Source organism: Microbacterium sp. DWRC1-3, from assembly GCF_049896645.1.
GTDB lineage: Bacteria > Actinomycetota > Actinomycetes > Actinomycetales > Microbacteriaceae > Microbacterium > Microbacterium maritypicum.
The window spans coordinates 1,972,208-1,995,649 of sequence record NZ_JAFCUS010000001.1 but is presented as its reverse complement, the minus strand read 5'-3'; the positions used below and the strand labels follow the sequence as shown (position 1 = coordinate 1,995,649).

The following is a 23,442-nucleotide window of genomic DNA, read 5'->3' as shown; positions in this document are numbered from 1 at the left end:
ACGGATTTCTCCGGCGACCGCAGGCTCAGCGCCTGCGGTCGTCGTCGTCCCAGGGGCCTTCCCACCAGCCGGCGCGGCCGTCGTCCGAGCCGCCGCGTCCGCGGCGCGAGCGCACGAACTGCACGACGAACACCGTCAGCGAGCTGAGCAGGATCAGGAAGACGACGAGGAACAGCAGGTCGTTCTGGTTCATGGACGTTTCCCCTCCGCGGCATCCGCCACGATCTTCGCGATGCGGGCGGTCTTCGTCTCCGGCCGCTTGGCCATCGCGATCTGCGTGAGACCGAACTTCTTGATCGACTTCGGGAACGCATCCCAGTTCGCACGCGCGACGGGCACGGCATCGAGCGCGGCGGCGAACTCGTCGGGCTCGATCCCGGCTTCCGGTCCGTCGAGCAGCGTCCAGGAGCCGTTCGCCTTCGCCGCCTCGAGCACGCGGATGCCGGCCGGGGCGAGAAGCCCCGCGGCTTCGAGCTCGGCGATGCGCGCCTTGTTCGTCGCCGCCCACCCGCTGCCGGGGCGCCGAGGGGAGAACCACTGCCCGGAGGCACGGTCGTTCGTCCCGTCGTCGAACACACGCACGGGCCCGTCGATCCAACCGAAGCAGAGGGCGTGCCGCACGGCATCCTCGTAGCCGACGCCGTCGGAGGCACCTCGCACGCTCAGCAGCCAGACGCCTCCCGTGCGCTCGTGGTTCTCGGCGAGCCAAGCGCGCCAGGCCGCGGCATCCGCCGCCCTGATCCGCTCGCCGTCGTCCAGTGCGCCCATGGGCTACTTCTTGGTCTTCACCGTCGTGATCGTCTCGGTGATCCGCGGCAGCAGGTCGGCCACCGACTGCACGATCTCGTCGGGGCGGAAGGGGTACTTCTCGATCTCGGCCTGGTCGCTGATGCCGGTCAGCACCAGCACGGTGTGCAGGCCCGCCTCGATGCCGGCCACGACGTCGGTGTCCATGCGGTCGCCGATCATGCCCGTGCGCTTCGAGTGCGCGCCGATCTTGTTCAGTGCAGAGCGGAACATCATCGGGTTCGGCTTGCCGACGACGTAGGGCTCCTTGCCCGTGGCCTTCGTGATGAGGGCGGCGATCGCGCCGGTGGCCGGGAGCGGTCCGTCGGTGCTCGGGCCCGTGGCGTCCGGGTTCGTGACGATGAAGCGCGCGCCGCCGATGATGAGGCGGATCGCCTTGGTGATCGCCTCGAACGAGTAGTTGCGCGTCTCGCCGACGACCACGAAGTCGGGGTTCGTCTCGGTCATGATGAAGCCGGCGTCGTGCAGCGCGGTGAGGATGCCGGCCTCTCCGATCACGAAGGCCGAGCCTCCGGGAAGCTGCTGCTTCAGGAAATCGGCGGTCGCGAGCGCCGAGGTCCAGATGCGCTCCTCCGGCACGTGCAGTCCGCTGATGCGCAGGCGTGCCGACAGGTCGCGAGCGGTGAAGATCGAGTTGTTGGTGAGCACCAGGTACGGGATGCCCGCGCTCTCCCATCCGGCGAGCAGTTCGGACGCTCCGGGGATGGCGTCGTTCTCATGGACGAGCACGCCGTCCATGTCGGTGAGCCAGCATTCGATGTCATCACGTTGTGCCATGTGCACAGCCTAGAGGGCAGGGGTGACGCGCACCTGACCGTGTTGCAGAGGGAGCTAGGCGCTGAGCCAGACCACCTGTGCCGCCTCGTCGGGAAGAGCCGTCTGCGCGCCGTCGATCTCGACCCCGGATGCCGTGACCGTCACGGTCGATGCGACCGTCAGCCCGAGGGGCTCGAGGGCTCGGAGCAGCTCGGGGTCGCGGTCGTCGACCCGCAGCACGCGCCCCGTGTGCCCGACCGGCGCATCCGCGAGCAGCACGAACGGCTCGCGCTCGATGCGGCCGTCGGCGTCGGGGATCGCATCGCCGTGGGGGTCGAAGCGGGGGCGTCCCAGGCGGGCGTCGATGCCCTCGAGCAGTCGGTCGCTGATGGTGTGCTCGAGCACCTCGGCCTCGTCGTGCACCTCGTCCCAGCCGTAGCCGAACTCCTGTACCAGCCAGGTCTCGACCAGCCGGTGCCGGCGCACCATGGCGAGGGCGCGGGCGGTGCCGGCCTCCGTCAGTCGCACCGCACCGTAGGGCACGTGCGACACGAGTCCGGCGGCGGCGAGCTTCTTCACCATCTCGGTGACCGACGACGGAGCGATGCCGAGCTTCGCGGCGAGCACCGAGGGAGTGATCGGTGCGTCCTGCCACTCGGTGTGCGCGTAGACGGTCTTCAGATAGTCGTCAGCTGCAGGGGATGCCACCGGACCAGCCTACGTGGTGCTCTCGCGTGCCCATGCGGTGAGTCCGTGGATGAGGGCGCGCACGCCGATCTCGAACGTGCGCCGGGCTGGATCCGTGCTGAGCCGCGCGCGGGCGGCCTCGGCCTCGGCGAAGGTGGGGAACTGCGCAGCGAGCGCGCCCGGAGCCATGTTGTCCGCCGGGGCGAGGGCATCCAGTGCGGAGCCGATGATGAACGACTCCAGGGCGACGATGGCGTCCACGATGGTGTCGGTCGGCCAGCTGTCGGCGGAGAGCAATCGGGCGATCTGCTCGTAGTCGGCGAACGAGCCCTCGTCGGCGTCGATCGGCGAGGTCGCGAGCATGACCATGGCCTCCGGTGCGGCGATCGCGGCGTCACGGTAGCTGTGCGCCCAGGTGAGAAGCGCGTCTTCGACCGGCATCTCGTGGAGCACGGGGGAGACGAGTGCGCGGCTCACCTGCCCGCGCATCGCCCGGATCACGGCGTCCCGGTTCGCGAAGTGGTGGTAGAGCGCCGAGGTGCGAACACCCAGCGATTCGGCGAGTGCGGTCATCGTGAACTGGCGCGGAGTGCGCTGAGCGCTGAGCGCGAACGCGGCCTTCAGGATGCGCTCCTCGGTGAGCACCTGGGTCGACGGGCGACCGACTCTGCGCGGAGATTTCGTCATCGTGCTCGATTCTGCTCAGGCGTCTGGTATTTTATTGAAACTCTTTCAATACCGAACGATTCACCACGACGAAGGTACAGCCCATGACCGGTTTCGACGCCGACACCATTGTCACCGGCGCGCACGTGGTGACGATGGACCCGCGCCGCCCGCACGCCACAGCCTTCGCCGTGCGCGACGGCCGCTTCCTCGCCGTCGGCGACGACGACCTGGTGCGTGAGCTGCGCGGACCCCGCACCGTCGTCCGCGATCTCGGCGGCGCAGCGGTGACCCCCGGACTCATCGACGCGCACCTGCATCCCATTCAGGGCATCGAGCTGACGGCGGGGATCGACCTCGGCGGCCTGACCACCGGCTCCGCGCTCCTCGCGGCGCTTCGAGCCGAAGCCGATCGCGCGCTCGCCGAGGACTCCGACCCGTGGGTGCGCGGCTGGAACCTCGACTACGACGTGTTCCACGAGCTGCCGATGACGGCGGCGGCGATCGAAGACGCGGTGCGCGGACTCCCGGCGCTGCTGATCGTGTTCGACGGGCACACCGCCCTCGCCAGTCGTGCGGGACTCGCGCGTGCGGGCATCACCGGCGCGCGCGCGTTCGAGGACTCGTCGTGCGTGGTCGTCGATGCCGATGGCCGCCCCACCGGGGAGCTGCGCGAGCTCGGCGCCTACGAGCCCGTGCGGCTGAGCGCCCCTGCGCTGACCCGCGATCAGACCCTCGCCGTCGGACACGAACTGCTGCGTGGCCTGCGCGACTCCGGCCTTACCGGCGGCACGATCATGGACGGCGGCTTCGCCACGCTCGACCTGCTCGACGCCCTGGAGCAGGGACCAGGACTGCCGATCCGCATCGTGTCGGCCATCGACCACGAACCCGGTTTCGACGAGGAGCGCACGGCCGCCAACCTCGCCATGCGCGACCGCCGCGGCGACCGGTGGCGCGGCGGCGTGGTCAAGCTCTACGCCGACGGCGTGGTCGAGACCGGAACCGCCTGGCTCCACGAGCCGGATACCGCAGGGGCGGGCCTGGAGCCGTTCTGGAAGGATGCCGCCGCATACGCCCGCACCGTGCGGCGATACGCCGAAGCCGGGTTCCAGGTGGCGACCCACGCGATCGGCGATCGTGCCGTCGGGGAAGTCGTCGACGCCTATCTCGCCGCCGGTGTGCGCAGCGCCGGTGGAGCCCCGCACCGCATCGAGCACCTCGAGACGACGACCGACCGCGACGTCGCACGCATCGCCGCCGCGGGGATCACCGCCTCCATGCAGCCTCTGCACATGCAGTGGCGCAAGGCCGACGGTTCGGACGACTGGTCGCACCGGTTGGGTCCCGTTCGCGCCGCCCGCGCCTGGCGAGTGCGCGACTACTGGGAGGCCGGAGCGCGCCTCGCCCTCGGATCCGACTGGCCCATCGCCCAGAACGATGCCCGCATCGGCCTCGCGTGGTCGATGCTGCGCCGGCGTCCCGGCGACCCCGACGCCCCGGTGTTCGAGCCCGACCAGGCGCTCACCCCCTACCAGGCGCTGCACGGCTACACCGTGGGCGCCGCCCTCGCCCAGGGAGATGCCGACCTCGGCCGCATCGCCCCCGGGTTCCGCGCCGACTACGCCGTGTGGGCGGAGAACCCGCTGCACGTCGCCCCGGACGACCTCCCCGACCTTCCCGTACAGGGGACGGTCGTCGGCGGCGTCGAGCCCTGGCCCCCGGCTCGACCGCACCACTCGCACGCTCTTCGCACCCGCATCCCTTCACACTGAGGTGACTCCCATGCCTGAATTCGGCGCACTCGCGCTCCTGCCCATCGTGGTGATCCTGATCGTCGCGGTCGCCACCCGCCGCACCCTGTTCGCCCTGTTCTGCGGCACCGTAGCCGGGGCGCTGATCCTCGGTGGCTGGGGTGGCTTCGACGTCTGGGTCGAGTACACGGGCAAAGCCCTCTCCAACGCCACGGCGCAGTGGCTGCTGCTGATCGTCGCGCTGTTCGGCATCCTGATGATGCTGTTCGAGAAGTCGGGCATCGTCACCGACTTCGCACGCTGGGCGGAGCGATTCGTCACCTCGCGGCGCAAGTCGACCGTGCTGACGTTCCTGCTCTCGGTCGTGCTGTTCGTCGACGACTACCTGAACGTGCTGACCACGGGTACCTCGATGAAGCCCGTGACCGATCGCTACCGGGTACCCCGCACCCAGCTCGGCGCGATCATGAAGATGACGGCCGCACCCATCGCCGTGCTCGTCCCCGTCTCGACGTGGGCGCTGTTCTTCTCCGGTCTGTTCGAGGCGCAGGGCGTCACGGTCGGCGGCACGGGGTTCGGCGCCTACCTGCAGGCGATCCCGTTCATCTTCTTCGGGTGGGCGGCACTCGCCGTCGCCCTGCTGATGAGCATCGGCTGGCTGCCGAAGCTCGGCGTGATCAAGCGCGACGCGATCCGGGCGGAGCGAGACGGCGACGTCTTCCCGCTCGGCACCACTGACGACGAGCGGCGGGCCGAGGGGGCCACTCTCCTCGCCGAGCTCAAGGCCGACGACCCCGACGGATCGACCGCGCAGCGGGTGGCCACCGCGCTCGCGACCTCTGCCGACACCGGGCGCAAGCCGCAGCCCTGGGGCTTCCTGATCGCGATGGCCGTGCTGGTCGGGGTGACGATCGCCACCAACGCGAACGTCGTGGCCGGCACGGCCGCGGCTCTCGCCGTCACTCTGGTGATCGTGCTCGTGCAGCGCCGACTCAGCATCCGTGGGGTGCTGGATGCCGCGCTCGAGGGTATCGAGAGCATGCTGTTCGTGATGATCCTCACGGTCCTCGCGTTCATGGTGCAGGAGATGAACATCACCCTGCAGCTCGCCGAGTTCGTGATCCAGGTCACCGAGCCGGTGCTCACCCCGGCACTGCTGCCGGCGATCGTGTTCGCAGTGTGCGGCATCTACGCGTACGCCACCGGATCGTTCTGGGACCTCGCCGCGGTGATCACCCCGGTCGTCCTGCCGCTGGCGCTCGCGCTCGGCGCCGACCCGATCCTCGCGGGCGCCGCGGTGTTCTCGGGAGCGGCGCTGGGCAGTACCACCTGCCTCTACGGCGACGGCATCATCCTCGCGTCGAGGTCGATCGGCATCAAGCCGATCAACCTCATGCTCGCGATCCTGCCGTACGCGGGCATCGCCGCAGGGCTGTCGTTCGTGCTCTACCTGGTCACGGGCTTCGTCACGGCGTAGTCCGCGCCGACCCGATCCTCGCGCGGATCAGCCCAGTGTCGTCAGGATGATGAAGGCGGCCTGACCGGCGAAGAACAGGACGAGGAATCCGAGGAGGGCGGCGGCCAGTGACAGTCGGCCGTCGAACCCCTCGACCTCGGCCATGCCGATCTTGCGCGCACGGAATGCCATCACGAGCGTGGCGACGCCGAGCGCGACCTGCACCCAGGGGCTGGCGAGGCCGATGACCGTGGGGAAGGCGATCAGCAGGCCGCCGATCACGCCGGTCGCGAAGCCGATCCAGGTGAGGATGCGGACGTTGCGGCGGGCGCTCTCGGCAGACATGCATCGAGCCTATCCGGGCTCAGGCTCCCGTCAGCACCAGCCAGAGCAGGGCGCCGTTGAGCGCGATCAGCAGCACAGTGGCGAGGACCCCCGCCGCCGTCGTCCACCGTCGGTTGACCCAGGCGCCGAGGGTGCGTCGCTGCGCGGTGAGCACGACCAGGGGGATCAGCGCGAACGGGATGCCGAACGACAGCACCACCTGGCTGAGGACCAGGGCGAGCGTCGGGTCGAAGCCGATGCCGAGGATCACGAGCGCGGGGATCAGCGTCACCAGTCGACGCACGAGCAGCGGGATGCGCACATGCAGCAGGCCGTGCATGATCTCCGCCCCGGCGTAGGCGCCGACCGAGGTCGAGGCCAGGCCCGAGGCGAGCAGGCCCACGGCGAAGAAGGTCGCCACGACCGGTCCGAGTCCGGCGGCGAGGGCGGCATGGGCCCCCTCCAGCGAGTCGGTGCCCTCGACGCCGGCGAGGTTCGCCGCGGCGAGCAGGAGGATGCAGAGGTTCACGGAACCGGCGATCACCATGGCGATCGAGACATCCCAGCGGGTGGCCGTGAGCAGGCGGCGGATGCGCGAGGTCTCGGTGCGCACGGCCTCGTCGCCGGCATGGGAGGTTGTCGCACCGAAACGGTCGCGGGCGAGCGAGGAGTGCGCATAGATCGCGTGCGGCATGATGGTCGCCCCGAGGATGGACGCGGCCAGCAGGACCGAACCGGTGTCCTGGAAGCGGGGGACCATCCCGCCGATGACTCCTGCCGGGTCCGGTGGTGCGACGAAGACTCCGGCGACGAAGCCGATCGTGATGATGGCCATGAGCCCGATGATCACGAACTCGAACGGACGGGCGCCGCGCCGGCTCTGCACCGTGAGCAGGATCATCGAGACCGCACCGGTGATCAGGCCGCCGAGCAGCAGCGGCACATCGAACAGCAGATTGAGGGCGACCGCGCCGCCGATGACCTCGGCCAGGTCGGTGGCCATCGCGACGAGCTCGGCCTGCAGCCAGTAGGCGCGGCGCGCCCAGGGCCGCTTCAGCCGTGCGCCCAGCACTTCGGGAAGGCTCTGCCCGGTGACGACCCCCAGCTTGGCGGAGAGGTACTGGATCAGCCACGCCATCACGTTGCCGGCGAGCACCACCCACACCAGCAGGTAGCCGTACTGCGCGCCTGCGGTCATGTTGCTGGCGACGTTGCCGGGGTCGAGGTAGGCGACGCCGGCGACGAGTGCGGGTCCGAGCAGCCACAGGCTCCGCGGAGCCCGGGCCGCGGGCGCGGCGGGAGCCGTCATCGGGAGTGAGGAATTTTTAGGCACACCGAAACCGTAGCGCATTTTTCGGTCCACCTAAATATCTCGGGCGCTCATTGCTCGGGTCGCGTTCGCAGGGGCGAGGGCAGGCAGGAGTGCGCGGCGGCGATAGCCTGGCGGGATGGAAGACGCCGCGCCGGACAGCACGACCCCCGAGGTTCCCGCGGACGCGGTGAGCACGGGTTCGATCGCCCAGCCCGGCTACGGCGTCGGCCCCTGGCCGGGGGGCGAGGATGCGTGGCCGGCCGGTGAGCAGTACGACCCCGAGCTCCTCGCTGCAGGAGACACCCGCAACGTGATCGACCGCTATCGCTACTGGCGGATGGAGGCGATCGTCGCCGACCTCGACACGCAGCGGCATCCGTTCCATGTCGCGATCGAGAACTGGCAGCACGACATGAACATCGGGTCGATCGTGCGCAGCGCCAACGCCTTCCTCGCCGACACCGTGCACATCATCGGTCGCCGTCGATGGAATAAGCGGGGGGCCATGGTCACCGACCGCTACCAGCACGTCGTGCACCACGAAGACGTCGAGACGTTCGCCGCCTGGGCCGCCTCCGAAGCGCTCCCGATCATCGCAGTCGACAACGTCGAGGGTGCGGTGCCGGTCGACAGAGCCGACCTGCCGCAGCGCTGCGTGCTGCTGTTCGGTCAGGAGGGACCGGGGCTCTCGCACGAGGCGCTCGCCGCTGCCTCCGCGCACATCGAGATCACCCAGTACGGCTCGACCCGTTCGATCAACGCCAGCGCGGCAGCCGCCGTGATCATGTACGAGTGGTGCCGGAGATACGCGGGCTGACGCTCTCCAGCCTGAGAGCGCACGGCGTCACCCGCGGTCGATGCCGAACAGGTGACGGTAGATCGCGTTGACGTCGCGATCCAGGTGATCGATTCGCCCGTGCACCGCTCCGATCTCTGTCCGCACATTCGCGAACTCGCTCCGCATCTCGGTGCGTACGCTCGCGAACTCGTTCCGGAACTCGGTCCGCACGCTCGCGAACTCGTTCCGCATCTCCGTCCGCACGCCGTCGAACCCGTTCTGCATCGTGCGAAGGAACATCGTCGAGATCAGCGTGATGGTGCCGAACATCCCCGCGGCGAAGACGCCGATCAGTGTCCAGACCTGTGGTTCCGTCATCCCCAGCATCCCTTCAGTGTCACCCGATCATCGTCGAAGGCGCCAGGGGTCGGCGACGTAGTATTCCGCGGATTCCGGCGGTTGTGGAGAAGTGGTGAAGGTGCAGATCAGTGCAGCATGAGACCACTCGCCGTCAGGCCGCGGCGGCAAGCCAGCGCCCCGATCGCACGCGCCACCCCAGGGTGCCGAGCCGTGCGAGAAGGTAGACGCCGAAGAAGGCGAGCGCGAGCCAGACGAGACCGGCGGTGCCGTCGACCCCGGTCGCGGCCACGATCCAGAGCGCGGGCAGGAACGGCACCAGGTTCAGGCCACCAGCGATCGCGAGGTATCGGGCGTCGTTCGCCCCCATGAGCACCCCGTCGAGCACGAAGACGACACCGGCGATCGGCTGGGCGACCGCGAGCACGAGCAGCGCGGGCTGCACGAGCGCCGCGATCTCGGCGTCGCCCGTGAAGACGATTCCGAGCACCCCGGAAGCTGCGGCGATCAGTCCGCCGACGATCACGCCGAACCAGGCTCCCCAGGCGACGGTGCGGGCGAGCACACGGTGCACCTGCTGCTCGTCTCCGGCTCCGAGCTCTTTGCCGATGAGCGCCTGGGCCGCGATCGCGAGCGCGTCGAGGGCGAAGGCCGCCGCCGAGAAGATCGTGAACACGATCTGCCATCCGGCGAGCTCGTCGGTGCCGATGCCGGTCGCCACACCCACGGTCGCGAGCAGGGCCACGCGCAGGCTCACGGTGCGCAGGAACAGCCATCCACCCGACGTCGCGGTGTTGCGCAGGCCCGCGCTCTGCGCGCGCAACGAGGCGCTGTGACGCGTGGCGAGGCGGCGGACGACCAGCACGTAGGCGGCGACCATCCCCCACTGCGCGGTCACGGTTCCGGCGGCGGATCCGGCGATGCCCCAGCCGAGTCCGTAGATGAACAGCCAATTGAGCAGGGCGTTCGCACCGAAACCGAGTCCCGCGATCCACAGCGGCGTCATGGTGTCCTGCATGCCGCGCAGCAGTCCGGTCGCGGCGAACACGATGAGCATCGCCGGCAGGCCCCACATCGAGATCACCAGGTACTCGTTCGCCTGAGCGGCGACGGCTTCACCCGCACCGAACAGCGAGACCAGCCACGGAGAGGAGACGGCGCCGATCACCGCGAGCACGGCGCCGAGCCCGAGCGCGAGCCACATGCCGTTGACGCCGACGGAGACGGCCTCGCCGGGCTGCCCCGCCCCGAAGCGTCGGGCGACAGCGGGGGTGGTCGAGTAGGCCAGGAAGACCATCAGCCCGACGATCGTCTGGAGCACGGCGCCCGCGATGCCGAGACCGGCGAGCGGGGTGGTTCCGAGGTGTCCGACGAGCGCGGCATCCACGATCAGGAACGCCGGCTCCGCGATCAGAGCGCCGAGAGCCGGGACGGCCAACCGCAGGATGTCTCGATTGAGGGAGGCACGCGCGGTCATCCTCCGAGCCTATGACCTGGGACCGACCCCGCCTTCCGTGCTGCCTCCGTCTGTGGCCGCCGTCGTAGGGTGGGAGGGAGCTCGGATGCACGGAGGTGCCTCATGACGGATCCCCGAGACGCGGCGGCGCGGTATCTCGCGAGCAGGCAGAACGGTGAGAGCGCCGACGGTGACGAGGAGTCGGGTACGCCGCCGGGGATCGCTGCGGCCGTCGATCGTGCCGCGTTCATCGAGACGGCCATCCAGGTGGCGATCCGCCGCGGAGAGTTCGACGACCTGCCCGGCGCGGGCAAGCCCCTCGAAGGACTCGGCACCCACCACGACCCCGACTGGTGGATCCGCCGGAAGATCGAGACCGAGAACCTGACCGGTCTCGGGCCCCCGGCGATCCTGCTGCGCACGGAAGACCGGGAACTGAACGACCAGCTCGATCTGCTCGGTCGCGAGTCGGATGTGCGCACCGTCGTCGAAGACTTCAACCGGCGTGTGCGGGAAGCGCGCCGACAGCTTCAGGGCGGTCCGCCCGTCGTCACGTCACCCCGCGACGTCGACGCCGAGGTGGCCGCCTGGGCGGAGCGTCGGGCGGCGCGGCCGAAGGCCGCCCCCGCCGAGCAGCCGCGACGCCGACGCTTCCGCGTGCGGCGCCGCAGCTGACGGATTCACCCGGGTCTCCGCCCGGTCGCTCGCGACCGACGTGCACGAAACCATCCGTCCATCCCGAACCGTCCCGAACCGGGCAGGAGGAGGACGACCGCGGAGAGCACGACCATCGCCGGATACTGCGCGATCAGCTGATCGGCGCTCCAATAGAGCATCAGCGTCCCGATCGACACGAAGGCCGCGATCCTGGTCAGCGATCCCGCGACCAGCAGCACTCCGAGAACGACCTCGAGAGCGGGCATCACCACACCGAACAGGGCCGGCGCCGTCCCCATGACTGACCCGAGCGGCTCGAAGAACCACGGCACCCGAGGGTTCCCCTCCGTGCTCTGCGCCACCAACTCGATGTCGGCCGCCCCGAATCCGGCGCGGTACTTCAGGAAGCCCTCGATCATCCAGAGCACCCCGACCGCCACCCTGGCCCCGCCGTCGAGCAGCGACAGGGCCAGGGCGCCTGCGGGTCGCGATCCGGTCATGAGAGCTCGGCTGCTCCGAACACGGCCTTCGCCTTGTCGCAGTGGATCACGACATACGAGTACTTCGAGGTGTCGACACCGTCGAGCGTGAAGGTCTGCGTGGCGGTGTCGAACGAGACGGCGTCGACGAGCATGCCGGCGGAGACGGCGGCCTCATCGGTGCCGTCGGTGAGATAGACGTGCAGATCGGGACCCTCGTCGGACGAGAAGCCGGACAGGGTGATCTCGTCGTCGGTCACGGTGACGGTGCCGGACACCGTCTTCTCGTTCAGGCCCATGAACGCCCCGGTCTTCTCTGTCATCGTCATCGCGGCACCCGAGTCCGCGCTCTGCGACGCCGACGAGGAGGGCGTGGTGTCCTCGGTCGCTGCGGGCGAGCTGCACGCCGACAGGGCGAGGGCGAGGGTGAGGGCCGCTGTGGCGGCGAGAGCGATCTTGCGCATGAGGTTCTCCTGTTCACTGTGTGTGCGACGGTGTGGCCGCGACGACGGATGCCGCGGCGGATCGCACTTCGAAGAACGCTACGAACGAGACGAGCGCCGCGGGGAAGACCTTTCGGGACCGTAAGGAACCGCACGATGGCGCGGATCGCGCGACTAGTGTCGACCCCATGCAGGAGGCAACCGAGGTCGTCGTGGTCGAAGACGACCCCACCGTCAGGGAGGCGGTGGGGGCGTACCTGCGGGCCAACGGCTACGCGGTCTCCAGCTTCGGTGACGGGGTCTCGGCGCGCACGGCGCTGCGTGACACCGTCCCCGATGTGGTGATCGTCGATCGAATGCTGCCCGGCATCAGCGGCGACGAGCTGTGCCGCGATCTGCGCTCGTTCTCCGACGTGCCCATCATGATGCTCACCGCGCTCGGGCAGGTGGATGACCGCATCGAGGGCTTCGAGTTCGGCGTCGACGACTACCTCGCGAAGCCGTTCTCGCTGCGGGAGCTTCTCCTGCGGGTCGGGGCGCTCGTGCGCCGCTCGCAGGTGGTGCAGGCCTCGGTCGGCGAGGTGCGGGCCGGCGTCTTCGTGATCGATCCCCTCCGGCGTCGGGTCTGGGTGCGCCAGGAGGAGGTCCCCCTCACCGCGCGCGAGTACGACCTGCTGCACTTCCTGGTGCGCAACCAGGGGCGTCCGCTCGGGCGCGACGAGATCCTCCGTGAGGCCTGGGGGTGGAGCTTCGGTGAGGCCTCGACGATCACCGTGCACGTGCGCCGGCTGCGGGAGAAGATCGAGGTAGATCCTCGAGACCCCATCCACCTGCGCACGCAATGGGGCGTCGGCTATCGATTCTCGGCGGAGGGGGACCGCTCGTGATCATGCTCTCCGCAGCCGACGTGCTGCTGATCGTGCTGACGTGCCTGCTCGTCGCCGCGTGCGTCGCGGCGCTCACCCTCGTCCTGCTGCGGGTTCTGCGCCGCCGGTCGTTCCGTGCGCAGCTGATGCTGGTCGCGAGCGCGGGTGTCGTCGCGATGGCGGCATCCGTCGTCGCGATCTCGCTGGAGATGTACATCTCCACGCATGACCTGACCGTGCTCCTCGCCGTGATCGCGGTGTCCCTCATCCTGGGCCTCGCGACGGCCTGGGTCGTGGCCAGGGCGATGCGGTCGTCGTTCGATCGCCTGTCCGCATCGCTCGACGAGGTCGGCCGCGGCGGCGTGATCGTCGCCGAGCAGGGCGGATCCCGCGAGCTGGACGACCTGTCGGCGCAGCTGGCCGAGGTGTCGGGGAAGGTGGACGCCGCGAGTGCCGAACTGGAGCGGCTGGACTCGGCGCGGCGGCGGTTCTTCGCCTGGATATCACACGATCTGCGCACTCCGTTGACGGCGGTACGCGCGCTCGCCGAGTCGATCGAGGAGGGGGCTGCCGATGCCCCTGAGCGCTTCGCGGGGCAGGTTCGGGTGCAGGTCGACACCATGAGCCGCATGGTCGACGACCTGTTCGAGCTGTCCACGTTGACCTCCGGAGCGGTGCAGCTGCAGACGCAGCAGGTCGACCTGCTCGATGTGGTCTCGGATGCCGTCGCCGATGTCGCGGCCGCCGCCGCCCGCCACGGCGTGCGCATCGTCGAGCGCGGGGTGGGCGCGCACGTGCTGTGGGCGGATCCGCATCAGCTCGGACGGATCATCGTGAACCTGCTGACCAATGCGATCCGGCACGCCCCACGCGGCACGGAGATCGTCATCTCGGCCACCGAGATCGACCGGAACCGTCTCGTGCTCGGCATCCTCGATCACGGCGCCGGGGTCGCGGTGGAGGATCTGGACCGCATGTTCGACGTCGGCTGGCGCGAGGATGCGGCGCGCACGGCTCCGACCGATCGCGACGGGGTGGCCTCCGGCGCGGGCCTCGGGCTGTCGATCGCGCGCGGTCTCGCACGTGCTCACGGCGGGGAGGTGTTCGCCGAGCGCACCGATGAGGGGTTCCGCATGAACGTGCTCCTGCCGTCCGGGGGAGGCGGGTCATAGGCTGGGGAGCATGACTGACGTTCTTCCCGTGGGCCTCGCCCTTGATGAGTTCAGCTCCGACATCCGCCCGCAGGACGACCTCTATCGTCACGTGAACGGCGCCTGGCTCGCCCGCACCGAGATCCCGGGCGACAAGGCGCGCTGGGGCTCGTTCCATCTTCTCGCCGAGCAGGCAGAGAAAGACGTGCGCGCGATCATCGAGGAGTCGCAGGATGCCCCGGAGGGCACTCTCGCCCGCAAGATCGGCGACCTGTTCGCGAGCTTCATGGACACCGCGCGCATCGATGCCGCCGGCGTCGCGCCGCTTGCCGACACGCTCGCCGAGATCGATGCGATCGCCGACGTTCCGACGTTCCTGCGCACGGTGGGCGCCTACGACCGCGACGGCCGTGCGTCGATCATCGGCCTGTACGTCGACGGCGATCCCGGCGACCCCGAGCGCTATGTTCCGGTGCTCGTGCAGGCCGGTCTGTCGCTGCCCGACGAGAGCTACTTCCGTCTCGACACCTTCGCCGACACCCGGGCCGCGTACCGTGCGCACCTCGAGCGTCTGCTCGGCCTCGCGGGCGTGGCCGATGCCGCCGTGAACGCCGACCGTGCGATCGCGCTCGAGACCGAGCTCGCCGGTCATCACTGGGACAACGTGCGCAGCCGCGATGCGGTGGCGACGTACAACCTCAACACGTGGGAAGAGCTGCAGGCGCTCGCCGGCATCGACCTGACTCCGTGGCGAGAGGCGGTCTCGCCGTCGAACCCCGCGGCCTTCGACGAGGTCGTCGTCTCGCAGCCCAGCTTCTTCGAAGGCCTCGGCTCGCTGCTGACCCCCGAGCGCCTGGACGACTGGAAGGCGTGGCTGCGCGCCAAGGCCGTGCACGCCGCGGCCCCGTACCTGACCGACGACCTCGTGCAGGAGAACTTCTCGTTCTACGGCACCGAGCTCACCGGCGTCCCCACCATCCGCGAGCGCTGGAAGCGCGGCGTCTCGCTCACCGAGGGTGCGCTCGGAGAGGCGATCGGCAAGGTGTACGTCGAGCGCCACTACCCGCCGACGGCGAAGGCCGCGATGGACGAGCTGGTCGCCCACCTCATCGAGGCGTACCGGCAGAGCATCACCGAGCTGGAGTGGATGACGGCCGAGACCCGCGAGCGCGCACTCGCCAAGCTCGACTCCTTCACCCCGAAGATCGGGCACCCCGAGGTCTGGCGCGACTATTCGAGCCTCGAGATCGACAGGGCCGACCTGTTCGGCAACGTGCGCCGCGCCTCGATCTTCGAGCACGACCGCAACATCGACAAGGTAGGCACGCCCATCGACCGCACCGAGTGGCACATGCCGCCGCAGATGGTCAACGCGTACTACAACCCGTCCATGAACGAGATCGTGTTCCCCGCGGCGATCCTGCAGTACCCGTTCTTCGACGCCGGTCGTGACGCGGCGGCGAACTACGGCGGCATCGGTGCGGTCATCGGCCACGAGATCGGCCACGGCTTCGACGACCAGGGCAGCCGCTACGACGGCGACGGACGCCTGCAGGACTGGTGGACGGATGCCGACCGGTCGGCGTTCGAGGAGCGCACCAAGGCGCTGATCGCCCAGTACGATGCGCTGGTGCCCGAGGGCCTCGACGCCGAGCACCACGTGAACGGCGCGCTCACGATCGGTGAGAACATCGGCGACCTCGGCGGCCTCGGGATCGCGCTCAAGGCCTATGAGCTCTCGCTCGGCGGCGCGGAGGCCCCGGTGATCGATGGATACACGGGCGTGCAGCGCCTGCTGCTCTCGTGGGCGCAGGTGTGGCAGCAGAAGAGTCGTGACGCCGAGACGCTGCGCCTGCTGACGATCGACCCGCACTCGCCGAACGAGTTCCGCTGCAACCAGATCGTTCGCAACATCGACGCGTTCTACGAGGCGTTCGGTGTGAGCGAGAACGACGCCCTCTGGCTGCCTGCGGCGTCGCGAGTGACCATCTGGTGACCAATCGTCACACTCTGTGAACCGTCCCCCGGCGGTGGGGTTACGATAGCCCTGCCGCTGGGGAGCGTCTCCCCTCGGTATCCCGCACATCCACCCCCCTAAGGATCAGCGTGGGCGCTCTCGAGCCTGGTGAAGGTCTCCGAAACTCCTCGGCCCCCGAGTCTCTCGGCGCTGCCCAGGAGGCCTCCGGTGCGGGTCGCCGCTCGCAGCGCACCAGTCGCCGGCTTCCCCGACGCGCCGCTGCCGGACGCCGGTCGTTCACCGCCACGCTGCGTTCGCTGGAGGGCCTGGTCGACTCCGGGGCGCAGGTCTCGGTGCACGTCGTCGACCTCGACAACCATGTGCACGTGCTCGCCGGCGACGACCATGTCACGATGCCGATCGCGGGTCTCGGAGTGGTGCCTCTGCTGATCGAGGTGGCTGCCGGCTTCCAGAGCGGTGCTCTCGATCCGTTCGAGATCGTCGAACGCGAGAGCCTCGAGCCGGTGGAGACCTCGGGCCTGTGGCGGCATCTGCACGCACCGGCCCTGCCATTGGAAGACCTCGCCGTGATGGCGGCGACCGCGGGGGATCCCATCGCGGTGAACGCTCTGCTTCACAAGGTCGGCCACGACCGGGTGCGCGAGCGCATCGAGTCGCTGGGTCTGCGCCGCACGGCCCTTCTCGACCGCTTCCGCGACCGCCGTGGTCCTGACGACGCCCCGCAGGTGGCCGTGGGATCCGCACGCGAGCTCGCCGGACTTTTCTCCGCCCTCGTGAACTCGCAGGTGGTCGATGCCGCCGTCAGCGCACAGGTGTCGGAGTGGTTGAGCCTGAATCAGGACCTGAGCCTGGTCGCGGCATCCACGGGTCTCGATCCGTTCGCGCACGATCACGATGCCCACGGCCTGCTGTTCGTGAACAAGACCGGCCGCGATCGCGGGGTTCGGGCCGAGGCTGGTGTGCTGGCCGGGCCCCGCGCCGGCGTCGCCTACTCGCTCATCGTGTGCTTCGACGATCTCTCGATCACGCACCGCCTGCGTGCGCACGACGCCTTCCGGGTGCTCGGCGTCGAGCTCATGGAATACACGCACTGACGCCGTCGTCACGTCGCTAGCATCGAGGGATGCCACGACCTGACTGGACCCCGCACCGCCGCGACGACGGCGAACTGCTCGGATGGATCCACCCCGCCGGCGACGACTGGGTCGGCGTCGATGTGCTCGGGCGGCCCGTCACCGCAGCGACGGAGTGGCTCGAAGCCGAAGCGGCGCTGGACGAGCACGGGATCGCCTGGCTCGCCGATCCGTGGATGCTGGAGGGCGAGGACGAGCGCCCCTTGCGGGTGCGCATCCTCGAGGTGACGCCCGACGAAGACGGCGTGCCAGGGCGGATCGTCGTCAAGATCGACGACTTCGGCGACATGACGCGGCCTGCGACGGCGCAGTTCATCCTGGCGTGGCCGATCCCTGACCGGCTGCGCACACCGCGCGACGACGACCCCGACCCGCGCACGATCTCCCGCTGAACGCGCGAGGCGTCCTCACCCCGGCAGCGACGGATGCTGCTCGGACGCGCGCTGCTTCGGGATGAACAGCGACAGCACCATCGCGATCACCCCGGCGGCGATCGCGAGCCAGAAGCACACCTCGAAAGCGGCCCTGGTGGGCACGGCCACGCCGTCGATGTCGATGCTCATCGCGGCGAGCACGCCGCCCATCACGGCCGAGGCTCCCGACGTTCCGATCGAGCGGAACAGCGCGTTCAGGCCGTTCGATGCGCCGGTCTCGTTGGCCGGAACCGAGCGCATGATGATCATGGGCATCGCGGCGAACGTGAACCCGATGCCCACGCCGATCAGCAGGTTCGCGACGAGGACGTGCCACACCTCGGAAGACCACAGCAGCACGAAGACGTAGGCGAGCACGATCGCGGTGGCGCCGACCGTGAACAGGGGGCGCGGACCCACGGTGCGCTCCAGCCAGCCGGAGAGCGGCGAGATCACCATCATCACGAGGCCCGCAGGCATGATCACGAGCGACGCGGCGACCATGTCGAGGCCGAAGCCCCCGCCGATCGACGGAGCTTCGAGCAGCTGCGGGAACGTGACGTTCGAGGCGAAGAGCGCGAATCCCATGCCGATCGCAGCGATGTTCGTGAAGAGCACGGCGGGTCGCGCGGCGACCCGGAGGTCGAGCAGAGGATCCTTGGTGCGCAGCTGATACCAGCCCCACACCAGCAGCACCGCGAGTCCGCCGAGGATGCAGGCGAGCGTCAGCGGCGAGGTCCAGCCCCACTGCGCACCTCGGGAGACGAAGAGCAGGACGCCGGTGAGGCCGATCGCGAGGCCGATGGCGCCGATCACGTCGAGGCGGCCTGGGGAGCGCAGCACGTCTTCGGGGATCACCGCCAGCACGAGGACGAGGCCGACGACGCCGAGGGCTGCCGCGAGCCAGAACAGCATGTGCCAGTCGGCGTTCTGGGCGAGGAGGGCGGCGACCGGCATGCCGATCGCTCCGCCGACACCCATGGTCGCGCTCATGAGGGCCACGGCGGTGCCGAGCCGTTCCGGAGGCAGTACGTCGCGCATGATGGCGATGCCGAGCGGGACGACCCCCGTCACCGCACCCTGGAGTGCGCGACCGATGATGACTCCGACGATCGAACCGGAGACCGCAGCGATCACGGAGCCGAGGATCAGGATCGCGAGCAGCGCGATCACGACCCGGCGCTTGCCGTACATATCGCCCAGCCGGCCCGAGATGGGGGTGGCGACGGCGGCGACGAGCAGCGTGATGGTGACGACCCAGGTGGTGTCCTCGCGGGAGGCGTTCAGCAGCTGCGGGAGCTCGGCCTGCAGCGGGACGACGAGCGTGAACATGAACGAGGAGCACAGGCCCGCGAAGGCGAGCACGGCGACGATCGCCCACTTGGGTGGGGTCCGGGAGAGACGTTTCCTGGCTCTGTCCTCGCTCGCACCCACCGACTCAGGCTATCGGCGATCGAGTGTCACGGGGTCGAACACCCGGGCTCGATCGACCCGGCGGCACGCGGTCCGTGATTGCATGGGGAGATGAGCGAAGACGCCACGATCGACCAGCATCCCGCCGATTCCGCGTTCCACCGCAGGCTCCCGATCGGCGAGGCACTCGACGCCTCTGCCGTCGCCGAGGGACTGCCGTGGGCCTTCGAGACGATCACGATGCGACCGCTCGAACCGATGCTGGTGCCGGAGAAGCCCCGCGGCGGCGAGCAGGACCCGGCCGAATGCGGACCCTGCGCCCCGAGCGAGTTCACGATCTGGCACGACGAGCACTGGCAGGTGCGCGCGGGGTGGGAGATCGGTGGGCTGCCGTTCATCGGCGCGATCGCCCCGCGTGAGCATTGGCTGCTCGAGAACGCGCCGGTCGAGGTGCTCGCGGCGCTCGGGCCCCTGATGCAGCGGGTCTCGCAGGCGGTCAAGAGCGTCCCCGGTGTCGCGCGGTGTCACTTCGGGCGGTGGAACGACGGCTCGGCGCATCTGCACCTGTGGGCGATGGGACGCCCCGCCGGCATGATGCAAGGGCGAGGTGCAGTGCTGTCGTTCTGGGACGGGATCCTGCCGCCGATCCCGCAGGAGATGGCCGAGGAGCACATTCGCATCGTCGCCGAGGCGCTCGCCGCGGGTGGGGGAGAGGCGTTCCCGATGCGGTGACATCGAGGTTCCGATTCCTCGAACGGGCCGAGGAGGGGCAGACTGGGTGCGTGCGAACCATCCGTGACCTCGACACCGTTGAACTCATCCTCGACGCCCAGGGCCTGCTCGACTCCATCCGGGGTCCGCAGCGCGTGGTGGATGCCGGAACCCTGCGCGCCCTGCAGCAGTCGGGCAACTACGTCGTCGGCTTCTTCGACGGCGAGGGCGACGAGGAGCGCATGGTCGGCGCGTCGATCGCGTTCTTCGGCGAGCCCGCCCGCCGTGCGATGCACTCCCACATCACCGCGCTGCTGCCCGAGTACCGCGGTCGCGGCTGGGGTCGCGAGCTCAAGGAGCACCAGCGGCAGTGGGCCTTCTCCCGAGACGTCGGTCGCATCACGTGGGTCTTCGATCCGCTCGTGGCACGCAACGCCCACTTCTTCTTCACCGTGCTGGGCGCCCGCGCGACCGGCTACTCGGTGAACCGCTACGGCATCTTCGGCGGCGGCGACGCGGGCGATGAGAGCGACCGACTCGATGTCGAGTGGGCGCTCGCCGACATCGCCAAGCCCCCGGCCGACGACGCGGTCGTGGAGACCCTGGCCATCCCCGCCGACATCGAGGCGCTGCGCGAGTCCGACCCGGCAGCCGCCCACGAGTGGCGTCTGCGTCTGCGGGCGCAGATGGAGGGCCTGCTCGGCAGCGGGTTGCGCATCGCCGGTTACGACACCGCGCGGGGCTACCTCTTCACCGCGTGAGCACGCTCTTCACGGCGTGACTCTCGTGGCCCGTGTGCTCAGCGAACTCCGCGCATGAGCTTCAACACGGGCTTGACGCTCAGCAGCAGTCCGATGCCGACCACGATGGCGATGCCCCCGAGGATCGAGAAGAACGGCACCTCGTCGGTCGGATCGTAGAACCGGACGAGCTCGCCCGAGATGGCGGTGCCGAGCGCGATCGACAGGAAGAAGAGCGCGACCATCTGCGTGCGGAACACCGTCGGTGCGAGCTTGGTGGCAGCCGACAGGCCGACCGGCGAGATGAGCAGCTCGGCGACCGTGAACACGAAGAGGATCCCGACGATGGCCAGCAGTGGCGTGGAGTTCGCCCCTCCGCCGGCGAACGGCAGGAAGAGCAGGAACGCCGATCCCATGATGATCGCCGCCAGAGCGAACTTCACGGGCGTCGAGGGCTGACGCTTTCCCAAGCGGGTCCAGATCGCCGCGAAGACGCCGGACAGGATGATGATGAACACCGGGTTGATCGACTGCACCCAGGACACCGGCATCTCCCATCCGAACAGATTCCGATCCAGGCGCTGGTCCGAGTAGATCGTCAGCACCGTGAACTGCTGCTGGTACAGCGACCAGAACGCGACGCTGGTGATGAACAGCGGCAGGAAGGCCCACACCCGCGATCGTTCGGTGGCATCGATGCGACGGCTGCCGAGGATCACCGAGAAGTACGCGACCGCGGCGACGATCGTGACGACGATCACCAGGGTGGCCAGATTGTCTGCGCGGATCACACCGATGAGCACCAGGACGGCGATGGCCACGATCGCGGCGCCGGCGATGAGCCCGACCAGGCCGTAGCGGGACTTCGGAAGCGGGTTGGGCACCTCCCGTGCCGAGGCGGGAAGGGCCTTGCGGCCGAACGAGTACTGGATGAGTCCCAGGGTCATGCCGATGGCGGCGAGCCCGAAGCCGTAGTGGAATCCGAGAGACGACTGCAGGATGCCGGTGAGGATCGGTCCGAGGAACGCACCGAGGTTGATGCCCAGGTAGAAGAGCGAGAAGCCGGCATCCCGCCGGGGATCTTCCGCGCTGTAGAGGCTGCCGACGACCGAGGTCGCGTTCGCCTTGAGTCCGCCGGAGCCCAATGCGACCAGCACCAGACCGACGCCCACCCCGACGGCGCCGGGCAGGAACGCGAGAGCCAGGTGACCGGCCACGATCACCATCGCGCTGACGAACAGCACCCGCTCGGAGCCGAACAGTCGGTCGGCAAGCCAGGCGCCGAGGATCGTCGACAGGTAGACCGAGCCCCCGTAGGCACCGACGATGCCGCCCGCGACCGCCTCGGGGATGCCGAGGCCGCCCTGTGTGACCGAGTAGTACAGGTAGATGAGCAGGATGCCCTGCATGCCGTAGAAGCTGAAGCGCTCCCACATCTCCACGCCGAAGATGTGCACCAGGGCCCACGGTTGCCCGAAGAAACGGGTGTCGTCGTCGCGGGTCCGCGGTGTTCGCGCTGCAGTGCTCATCCCAAGGACGGTACTCTGACGCAGCCGTCGAGGCCAGGGAGCGCGCGGGAACCACGGATAGAATGAGGTGCCCGTGTTCACGGGTTTTTCCTCCCGCATCCGACCATTGGAGCCACCATGGCCGAACAGTCCCGCCTCGACAAGGTCATCGCCCTCGCCCGCCACCGCGGGTTCGTGTTCCAAGCGGGTGAGATCTACGGCGGTTCCCGGTCGGCCTGGGACTACGGCCCCCTCGGCACCGAACTCAAGGAGAACATCCGCCGCCAGTGGTGGCAGACGTTCGTGCGCGGCCGCGGCGACATGGTGGGGCTCGACTCCAGCATCATCCTGCCCAAGCGCGTCTGGGAGGCCTCGGGTCACGTCGCGACCTTCACCGACCCGCTGGTCGAGTGCCTGCAGTGCCACAAGCGCTTCCGCGCCGACAACCTGATCGAGGACTTCGAGGCGCGCAAGGGCCGCAAGGCCGAGAACGGGCTCGCCGACATCCCCTGCCCGAACTGCGGCACCAAGGGGCAGTACACCGAGCCCAAGGCCTTCTCCGGTCTGGTGAAGACCTACCTCGGCGTCGTCGATGACGAGTCGGGCCTCTACTTCCTGCGCCCCGAGACCGCGCAGGGCATCTTCGTGAACTTCTCGAACGTGCTCACCGCCAGCCGCAAGAAGCCGCCGTTCGGCATCGGCCAGGTCGGCAAGGCGTTCCGCAATGAGATCACGCCGGGTAACTTCATCTTCCGCACCCGCGAGTTCGAGCAGATGGAGATCGAGTTCTTCACGCCGCCCGCCGAGGCGCAGGAGTGGTTCGAGCACTGGGTCGAGGCGTGCTGGAACTGGTTCATCGACCTGGGCATCGACCCCGAGAACATGCGCCAGTTCGACGTTCCGGAAGACGACCGCGCGCACTACTCGGCCGGCACGATCGACGTCGAGTACAAGTTCGGCTTCGCGGGCAAGGAGTGGGGCGAGCTCATGGGCGTCGCCAACCGCACCGACTACGACCTCTCCAGCCACAGCGAAGCGTCCGGCCAGAGCCTGACGTACTTCGACCAGGCCACCGGCGAGCGCTACACCCCGTACGTGATCGAGCCGTCGTTCGGTCTCACGCGCGCGATGATGGCGTTCCTCGTCGACGCGTACCGCGAGGAGCAGGTGCCCAACGCCAAGGGCGGCACCGACGTGCGCACCGTGCTCAAGCTCGACCCGCGCCTCGCTCCGGTCAAGGCCGCCGTGCTGCCGCTGTCGCGCAACGAGAACCTCTCGCCTCTCGCTCGCGAGGTCGCCGACACGCTCCGCAGCTCCTGGGCCGTCGACTTCGACGACGCGGGGGCGATCGGCCGCCGCTACCGTCGCCAGGACGAGATCGGCACCCCGTTCTGCGTCACGGTCGACTTCGACTCGCTCGACGACCGTGCCGTCACGGTGCGCGACCGCGACACCATGGCGCAGGAGCGCGTCTCGATCGACGAGTTGCACGCGTACCTCGCGGAGCGCCTGCGCGGCGCCTGAGCACCCTCAGTCATCGTCGAGACCCATCCTCATCGCCGAGACCCATCGTGGTCAGCGGGTGTGGGAGTGGGTC

25 protein-coding genes are annotated in these 23,442 nt (G+C 69.2%); 12 read left to right on the top strand and 13 right to left on the bottom strand.

Annotated features, from left to right (window positions below; genetic code table 11):
- Nucleotides 1-25: 25 nt before the first annotated feature.
- From ACP699_RS09710 to ACP699_RS09690, 5 genes are read right to left on the bottom strand one after another with little or no spacing between them, the layout of a single operon-like run.
- Nucleotides 26-193 carry a hypothetical protein gene (locus ACP699_RS09710; RefSeq protein WP_167497469.1) on the bottom strand — a complete coding sequence of 56 codons (168 nt, stop codon included), beginning with the start codon at nucleotides 191-193 and terminating at the stop codon, nucleotides 26-28.
- A complete protein-coding gene (locus ACP699_RS09705) occupies nucleotides 190-768 on the bottom strand; it encodes a YdeI/OmpD-associated family protein (protein WP_426170822.1) in 579 nt (192 codons plus the stop codon). The genes ACP699_RS09710 and ACP699_RS09705 overlap by 4 nt, the downstream gene beginning before the upstream one ends.
- Nucleotides 769-771: 3 nt before the next feature.
- Entirely contained in the window at nucleotides 772-1,584 is an 813-nt protein-coding gene (locus tag ACP699_RS09700; protein WP_021198233.1) for an HAD-IIA family hydrolase, read from the bottom strand.
- A 54-nt stretch (nucleotides 1,585-1,638) separates the two neighbouring features.
- Nucleotides 1,639-2,271: a metal-dependent transcriptional regulator gene (locus tag ACP699_RS09695; RefSeq protein WP_055866231.1), complete on the bottom strand. Its 633-nt coding sequence runs from the start codon at nucleotides 2,269-2,271 to the stop codon at nucleotides 1,639-1,641.
- Nucleotides 2,272-2,280: 9 nt separating this feature from the next.
- Complete coding sequence (locus ACP699_RS09690) at nucleotides 2,281-2,937, bottom strand: TetR/AcrR family transcriptional regulator (RefSeq protein ID WP_426170819.1); 657 nt, start codon at nucleotides 2,935-2,937, stop codon at nucleotides 2,281-2,283.
- 83 nt (nucleotides 2,938-3,020) lie between these two features.
- Between ACP699_RS09690 and ACP699_RS09685 the strand changes: the two genes are divergently transcribed.
- A complete protein-coding gene (locus tag ACP699_RS09685) occupies nucleotides 3,021-4,691 on the top strand; it encodes an amidohydrolase (protein WP_426170817.1) in 1,671 nt (556 codons plus the stop codon).
- Between the two features lie 10 nt (nucleotides 4,692-4,701).
- Nucleotides 4,702-6,147 carry a Na+/H+ antiporter NhaC family protein gene (locus ACP699_RS09680; protein WP_426170815.1) on the top strand — a complete coding sequence of 482 codons (1,446 nt, stop codon included), beginning with the start codon at nucleotides 4,702-4,704 and terminating at the stop codon, nucleotides 6,145-6,147.
- A gap of 27 nt (nucleotides 6,148-6,174) precedes the next feature.
- Here the strand turns inward: ACP699_RS09680 and ACP699_RS09675 are convergent, their stop codons facing one another.
- Both ACP699_RS09675 and ACP699_RS09670 read right to left on the bottom strand, forming a co-directional pair.
- Nucleotides 6,175-6,471: a hypothetical protein gene (locus tag ACP699_RS09675; protein ID WP_017829573.1), complete on the bottom strand. Its 297-nt coding sequence runs from the start codon at nucleotides 6,469-6,471 to the stop codon at nucleotides 6,175-6,177.
- Between the two features lie 19 nt (nucleotides 6,472-6,490).
- Nucleotides 6,491-7,759: an Nramp family divalent metal transporter gene (locus ACP699_RS09670; RefSeq protein WP_426170813.1), complete on the bottom strand. Its 1,269-nt coding sequence runs from the start codon at nucleotides 7,757-7,759 to the stop codon at nucleotides 6,491-6,493.
- A gap of 139 nt (nucleotides 7,760-7,898) precedes the next feature.
- On the opposite strand from ACP699_RS09670, the gene ACP699_RS09665 reads away from it, so the two are divergent.
- Nucleotides 7,899-8,579: a TrmH family RNA methyltransferase gene (locus tag ACP699_RS09665; protein WP_426170811.1), complete on the top strand. Its 681-nt coding sequence runs from the start codon at nucleotides 7,899-7,901 to the stop codon at nucleotides 8,577-8,579.
- A gap of 27 nt (nucleotides 8,580-8,606) precedes the next feature.
- On the opposite strand, the gene ACP699_RS09660 is transcribed toward ACP699_RS09665, so the two are convergent.
- Together ACP699_RS09660 and ACP699_RS09655 are read right to left on the bottom strand one after the other, a co-directional pair.
- On the bottom strand, nucleotides 8,607-8,918 hold the full coding sequence (locus tag ACP699_RS09660; RefSeq protein WP_055866925.1) for a hypothetical protein: 312 nt from the start codon (nucleotides 8,916-8,918) through the stop codon (nucleotides 8,607-8,609).
- A gap of 133 nt (nucleotides 8,919-9,051) precedes the next feature.
- Nucleotides 9,052-10,374: an MATE family efflux transporter gene (locus tag ACP699_RS09655; RefSeq protein ID WP_127483114.1), complete on the bottom strand. Its 1,323-nt coding sequence runs from the start codon at nucleotides 10,372-10,374 to the stop codon at nucleotides 9,052-9,054.
- Between the two features lie 102 nt (nucleotides 10,375-10,476).
- Between ACP699_RS09655 and ACP699_RS09650 the strand changes: the two genes are divergently transcribed.
- Nucleotides 10,477-11,028: a DUF1992 domain-containing protein gene (locus ACP699_RS09650; RefSeq protein ID WP_055874714.1), complete on the top strand. Its 552-nt coding sequence runs from the start codon at nucleotides 10,477-10,479 to the stop codon at nucleotides 11,026-11,028.
- A 5-nt stretch (nucleotides 11,029-11,033) separates the two neighbouring features.
- On the opposite strand, the gene ACP699_RS09645 is transcribed toward ACP699_RS09650, so the two are convergent.
- The gene (locus ACP699_RS09645; RefSeq protein ID WP_426170807.1) at nucleotides 11,034-11,510 is read right to left on the bottom strand and encodes a DoxX family membrane protein; all 477 of its coding nucleotides are present in this window, start codon (nucleotides 11,508-11,510) and stop codon (nucleotides 11,034-11,036) included.
- Complete coding sequence (locus ACP699_RS09640; protein WP_055866216.1) at nucleotides 11,507-11,953, bottom strand: DM13 domain-containing protein; 447 nt, start codon at nucleotides 11,951-11,953, stop codon at nucleotides 11,507-11,509. Before ACP699_RS09640 ends, ACP699_RS09645 begins: the two co-directional genes overlap by 4 nt.
- Nucleotides 11,954-12,120: 167 nt before the next feature.
- Between ACP699_RS09640 and ACP699_RS09635 the strand changes: the two genes are divergently transcribed.
- From ACP699_RS09635 to ACP699_RS09615, 5 genes are all read left to right on the top strand, one after another.
- Complete coding sequence (locus ACP699_RS09635; RefSeq protein WP_426170805.1) at nucleotides 12,121-12,819, top strand: response regulator transcription factor; 699 nt, start codon at nucleotides 12,121-12,123, stop codon at nucleotides 12,817-12,819.
- Between the two features lie 2 nt (nucleotides 12,820-12,821).
- Nucleotides 12,822-13,970 carry a sensor histidine kinase gene (locus ACP699_RS09630; protein WP_151486602.1) on the top strand — a complete coding sequence of 383 codons (1,149 nt, stop codon included), beginning with the start codon at nucleotides 12,822-12,824 and terminating at the stop codon, nucleotides 13,968-13,970.
- Between the two features lie 10 nt (nucleotides 13,971-13,980).
- On the top strand, nucleotides 13,981-15,945 hold the full coding sequence (locus tag ACP699_RS09625; protein ID WP_426170803.1) for a M13 family metallopeptidase: 1,965 nt from the start codon (nucleotides 13,981-13,983) through the stop codon (nucleotides 15,943-15,945).
- Between the two features lie 110 nt (nucleotides 15,946-16,055).
- Nucleotides 16,056-17,021 carry a serine hydrolase gene (locus ACP699_RS09620; protein WP_017829562.1) on the top strand — a complete coding sequence of 322 codons (966 nt, stop codon included), beginning with the start codon at nucleotides 16,056-16,058 and terminating at the stop codon, nucleotides 17,019-17,021.
- Between the two features lie 29 nt (nucleotides 17,022-17,050).
- Nucleotides 17,051-17,452, top strand: coding sequence for a hypothetical protein (locus ACP699_RS09615; protein ID WP_426170800.1), 402 nt, complete (start codon nucleotides 17,051-17,053; stop codon nucleotides 17,450-17,452).
- 15 nt (nucleotides 17,453-17,467) lie between these two features.
- Here ACP699_RS09615 and ACP699_RS09610 read toward each other — a convergent pair whose 3' ends face one another.
- The gene (locus ACP699_RS09610) at nucleotides 17,468-18,907 is read right to left on the bottom strand and encodes an MFS transporter (RefSeq protein WP_082524284.1); all 1,440 of its coding nucleotides are present in this window, start codon (nucleotides 18,905-18,907) and stop codon (nucleotides 17,468-17,470) included.
- Nucleotides 18,908-18,997: 90 nt separating this feature from the next.
- Here ACP699_RS09610 and ACP699_RS09605 point away from each other — a divergent pair, with 90 nt between their 5' ends.
- Both ACP699_RS09605 and ACP699_RS09600 read left to right on the top strand, forming a co-directional pair.
- Nucleotides 18,998-19,618, top strand: a complete 621-nt coding sequence (locus tag ACP699_RS09605; protein ID WP_151485712.1) for a hypothetical protein — start codon at nucleotides 18,998-19,000, stop codon at nucleotides 19,616-19,618.
- A 50-nt stretch (nucleotides 19,619-19,668) separates the two neighbouring features.
- Entirely contained in the window at nucleotides 19,669-20,358 is a 690-nt protein-coding gene (locus tag ACP699_RS09600) for a GNAT family N-acetyltransferase (RefSeq protein ID WP_055866209.1), read from the top strand.
- Nucleotides 20,359-20,396: 38 nt separating this feature from the next.
- Here the strand turns inward: ACP699_RS09600 and ACP699_RS09595 are convergent, their stop codons facing one another.
- A complete protein-coding gene (locus ACP699_RS09595; protein WP_426170797.1) occupies nucleotides 20,397-21,866 on the bottom strand; it encodes a peptide MFS transporter in 1,470 nt (489 codons plus the stop codon).
- 117 nt (nucleotides 21,867-21,983) lie between these two features.
- Here ACP699_RS09595 and ACP699_RS09590 point away from each other — a divergent pair, with 117 nt between their 5' ends.
- Nucleotides 21,984-23,369 (top strand): glycine--tRNA ligase, encoded by a 1,386-nt coding sequence (locus ACP699_RS09590; protein ID WP_017829557.1) that lies wholly within the window; start codon nucleotides 21,984-21,986, stop codon nucleotides 23,367-23,369.
- Nucleotides 23,370-23,442: the final 73 nt, after the last annotated feature.

Coding starts and splice junctions, on each gene's coding strand:
- ACP699_RS09690 (WP_426170819.1), bottom strand. CDS start 2,937: ATGACGAAATCTCCGCGCAGAGTCGGTCGCCCGTCGACCCAGGTGCTC.
- ACP699_RS09660 (WP_055866925.1), bottom strand. CDS start 8,918: ATGACGGAACCACAGGTCTGGACACTGATCGGCGTCTTCGCCGCGGGG.
- ACP699_RS09605 (WP_151485712.1), top strand. CDS start 18,998: ATGAGCGAAGACGCCACGATCGACCAGCATCCCGCCGATTCCGCGTTC.
- ACP699_RS09685 (WP_426170817.1), top strand. CDS start 3,021: ATGACCGGTTTCGACGCCGACACCATTGTCACCGGCGCGCACGTGGTG.
- ACP699_RS09680 (WP_426170815.1), top strand. CDS start 4,702: ATGCCTGAATTCGGCGCACTCGCGCTCCTGCCCATCGTGGTGATCCTG.
- ACP699_RS09670 (WP_426170813.1), bottom strand. CDS start 7,759: ATGACGGCTCCCGCCGCGCCCGCGGCCCGGGCTCCGCGGAGCCTGTGG.
- ACP699_RS09665 (WP_426170811.1), top strand. CDS start 7,899: ATGGAAGACGCCGCGCCGGACAGCACGACCCCCGAGGTTCCCGCGGAC.
- ACP699_RS09625 (WP_426170803.1), top strand. CDS start 13,981: ATGACTGACGTTCTTCCCGTGGGCCTCGCCCTTGATGAGTTCAGCTCC.
- ACP699_RS09615 (WP_426170800.1), top strand. CDS start 17,051: ATGCCACGACCTGACTGGACCCCGCACCGCCGCGACGACGGCGAACTG.
- ACP699_RS09705 (WP_426170822.1), bottom strand. CDS start 768: ATGGGCGCACTGGACGACGGCGAGCGGATCAGGGCGGCGGATGCCGCG.
- ACP699_RS09710 (WP_167497469.1), bottom strand. CDS start 193: ATGAACCAGAACGACCTGCTGTTCCTCGTCGTCTTCCTGATCCTGCTC.
- ACP699_RS09675 (WP_017829573.1), bottom strand. CDS start 6,471: ATGTCTGCCGAGAGCGCCCGCCGCAACGTCCGCATCCTCACCTGGATC.
- ACP699_RS09590 (WP_017829557.1), top strand. CDS start 21,984: ATGGCCGAACAGTCCCGCCTCGACAAGGTCATCGCCCTCGCCCGCCAC.
- ACP699_RS09630 (WP_151486602.1), top strand. CDS start 12,822: ATGCTCTCCGCAGCCGACGTGCTGCTGATCGTGCTGACGTGCCTGCTC.
- ACP699_RS09655 (WP_127483114.1), bottom strand. CDS start 10,374: ATGACCGCGCGTGCCTCCCTCAATCGAGACATCCTGCGGTTGGCCGTC.
- ACP699_RS09635 (WP_426170805.1), top strand. CDS start 12,121: ATGCAGGAGGCAACCGAGGTCGTCGTGGTCGAAGACGACCCCACCGTC.
- ACP699_RS09700 (WP_021198233.1), bottom strand. CDS start 1,584: ATGGCACAACGTGATGACATCGAATGCTGGCTCACCGACATGGACGGC.
- ACP699_RS09640 (WP_055866216.1), bottom strand. CDS start 11,953: ATGCGCAAGATCGCTCTCGCCGCCACAGCGGCCCTCACCCTCGCCCTC.
- ACP699_RS09645 (WP_426170807.1), bottom strand. CDS start 11,510: ATGACCGGATCGCGACCCGCAGGCGCCCTGGCCCTGTCGCTGCTCGAC.
- ACP699_RS09650 (WP_055874714.1), top strand. CDS start 10,477: ATGACGGATCCCCGAGACGCGGCGGCGCGGTATCTCGCGAGCAGGCAG.
- ACP699_RS09595 (WP_426170797.1), bottom strand. CDS start 21,866: ATGAGCACTGCAGCGCGAACACCGCGGACCCGCGACGACGACACCCGT.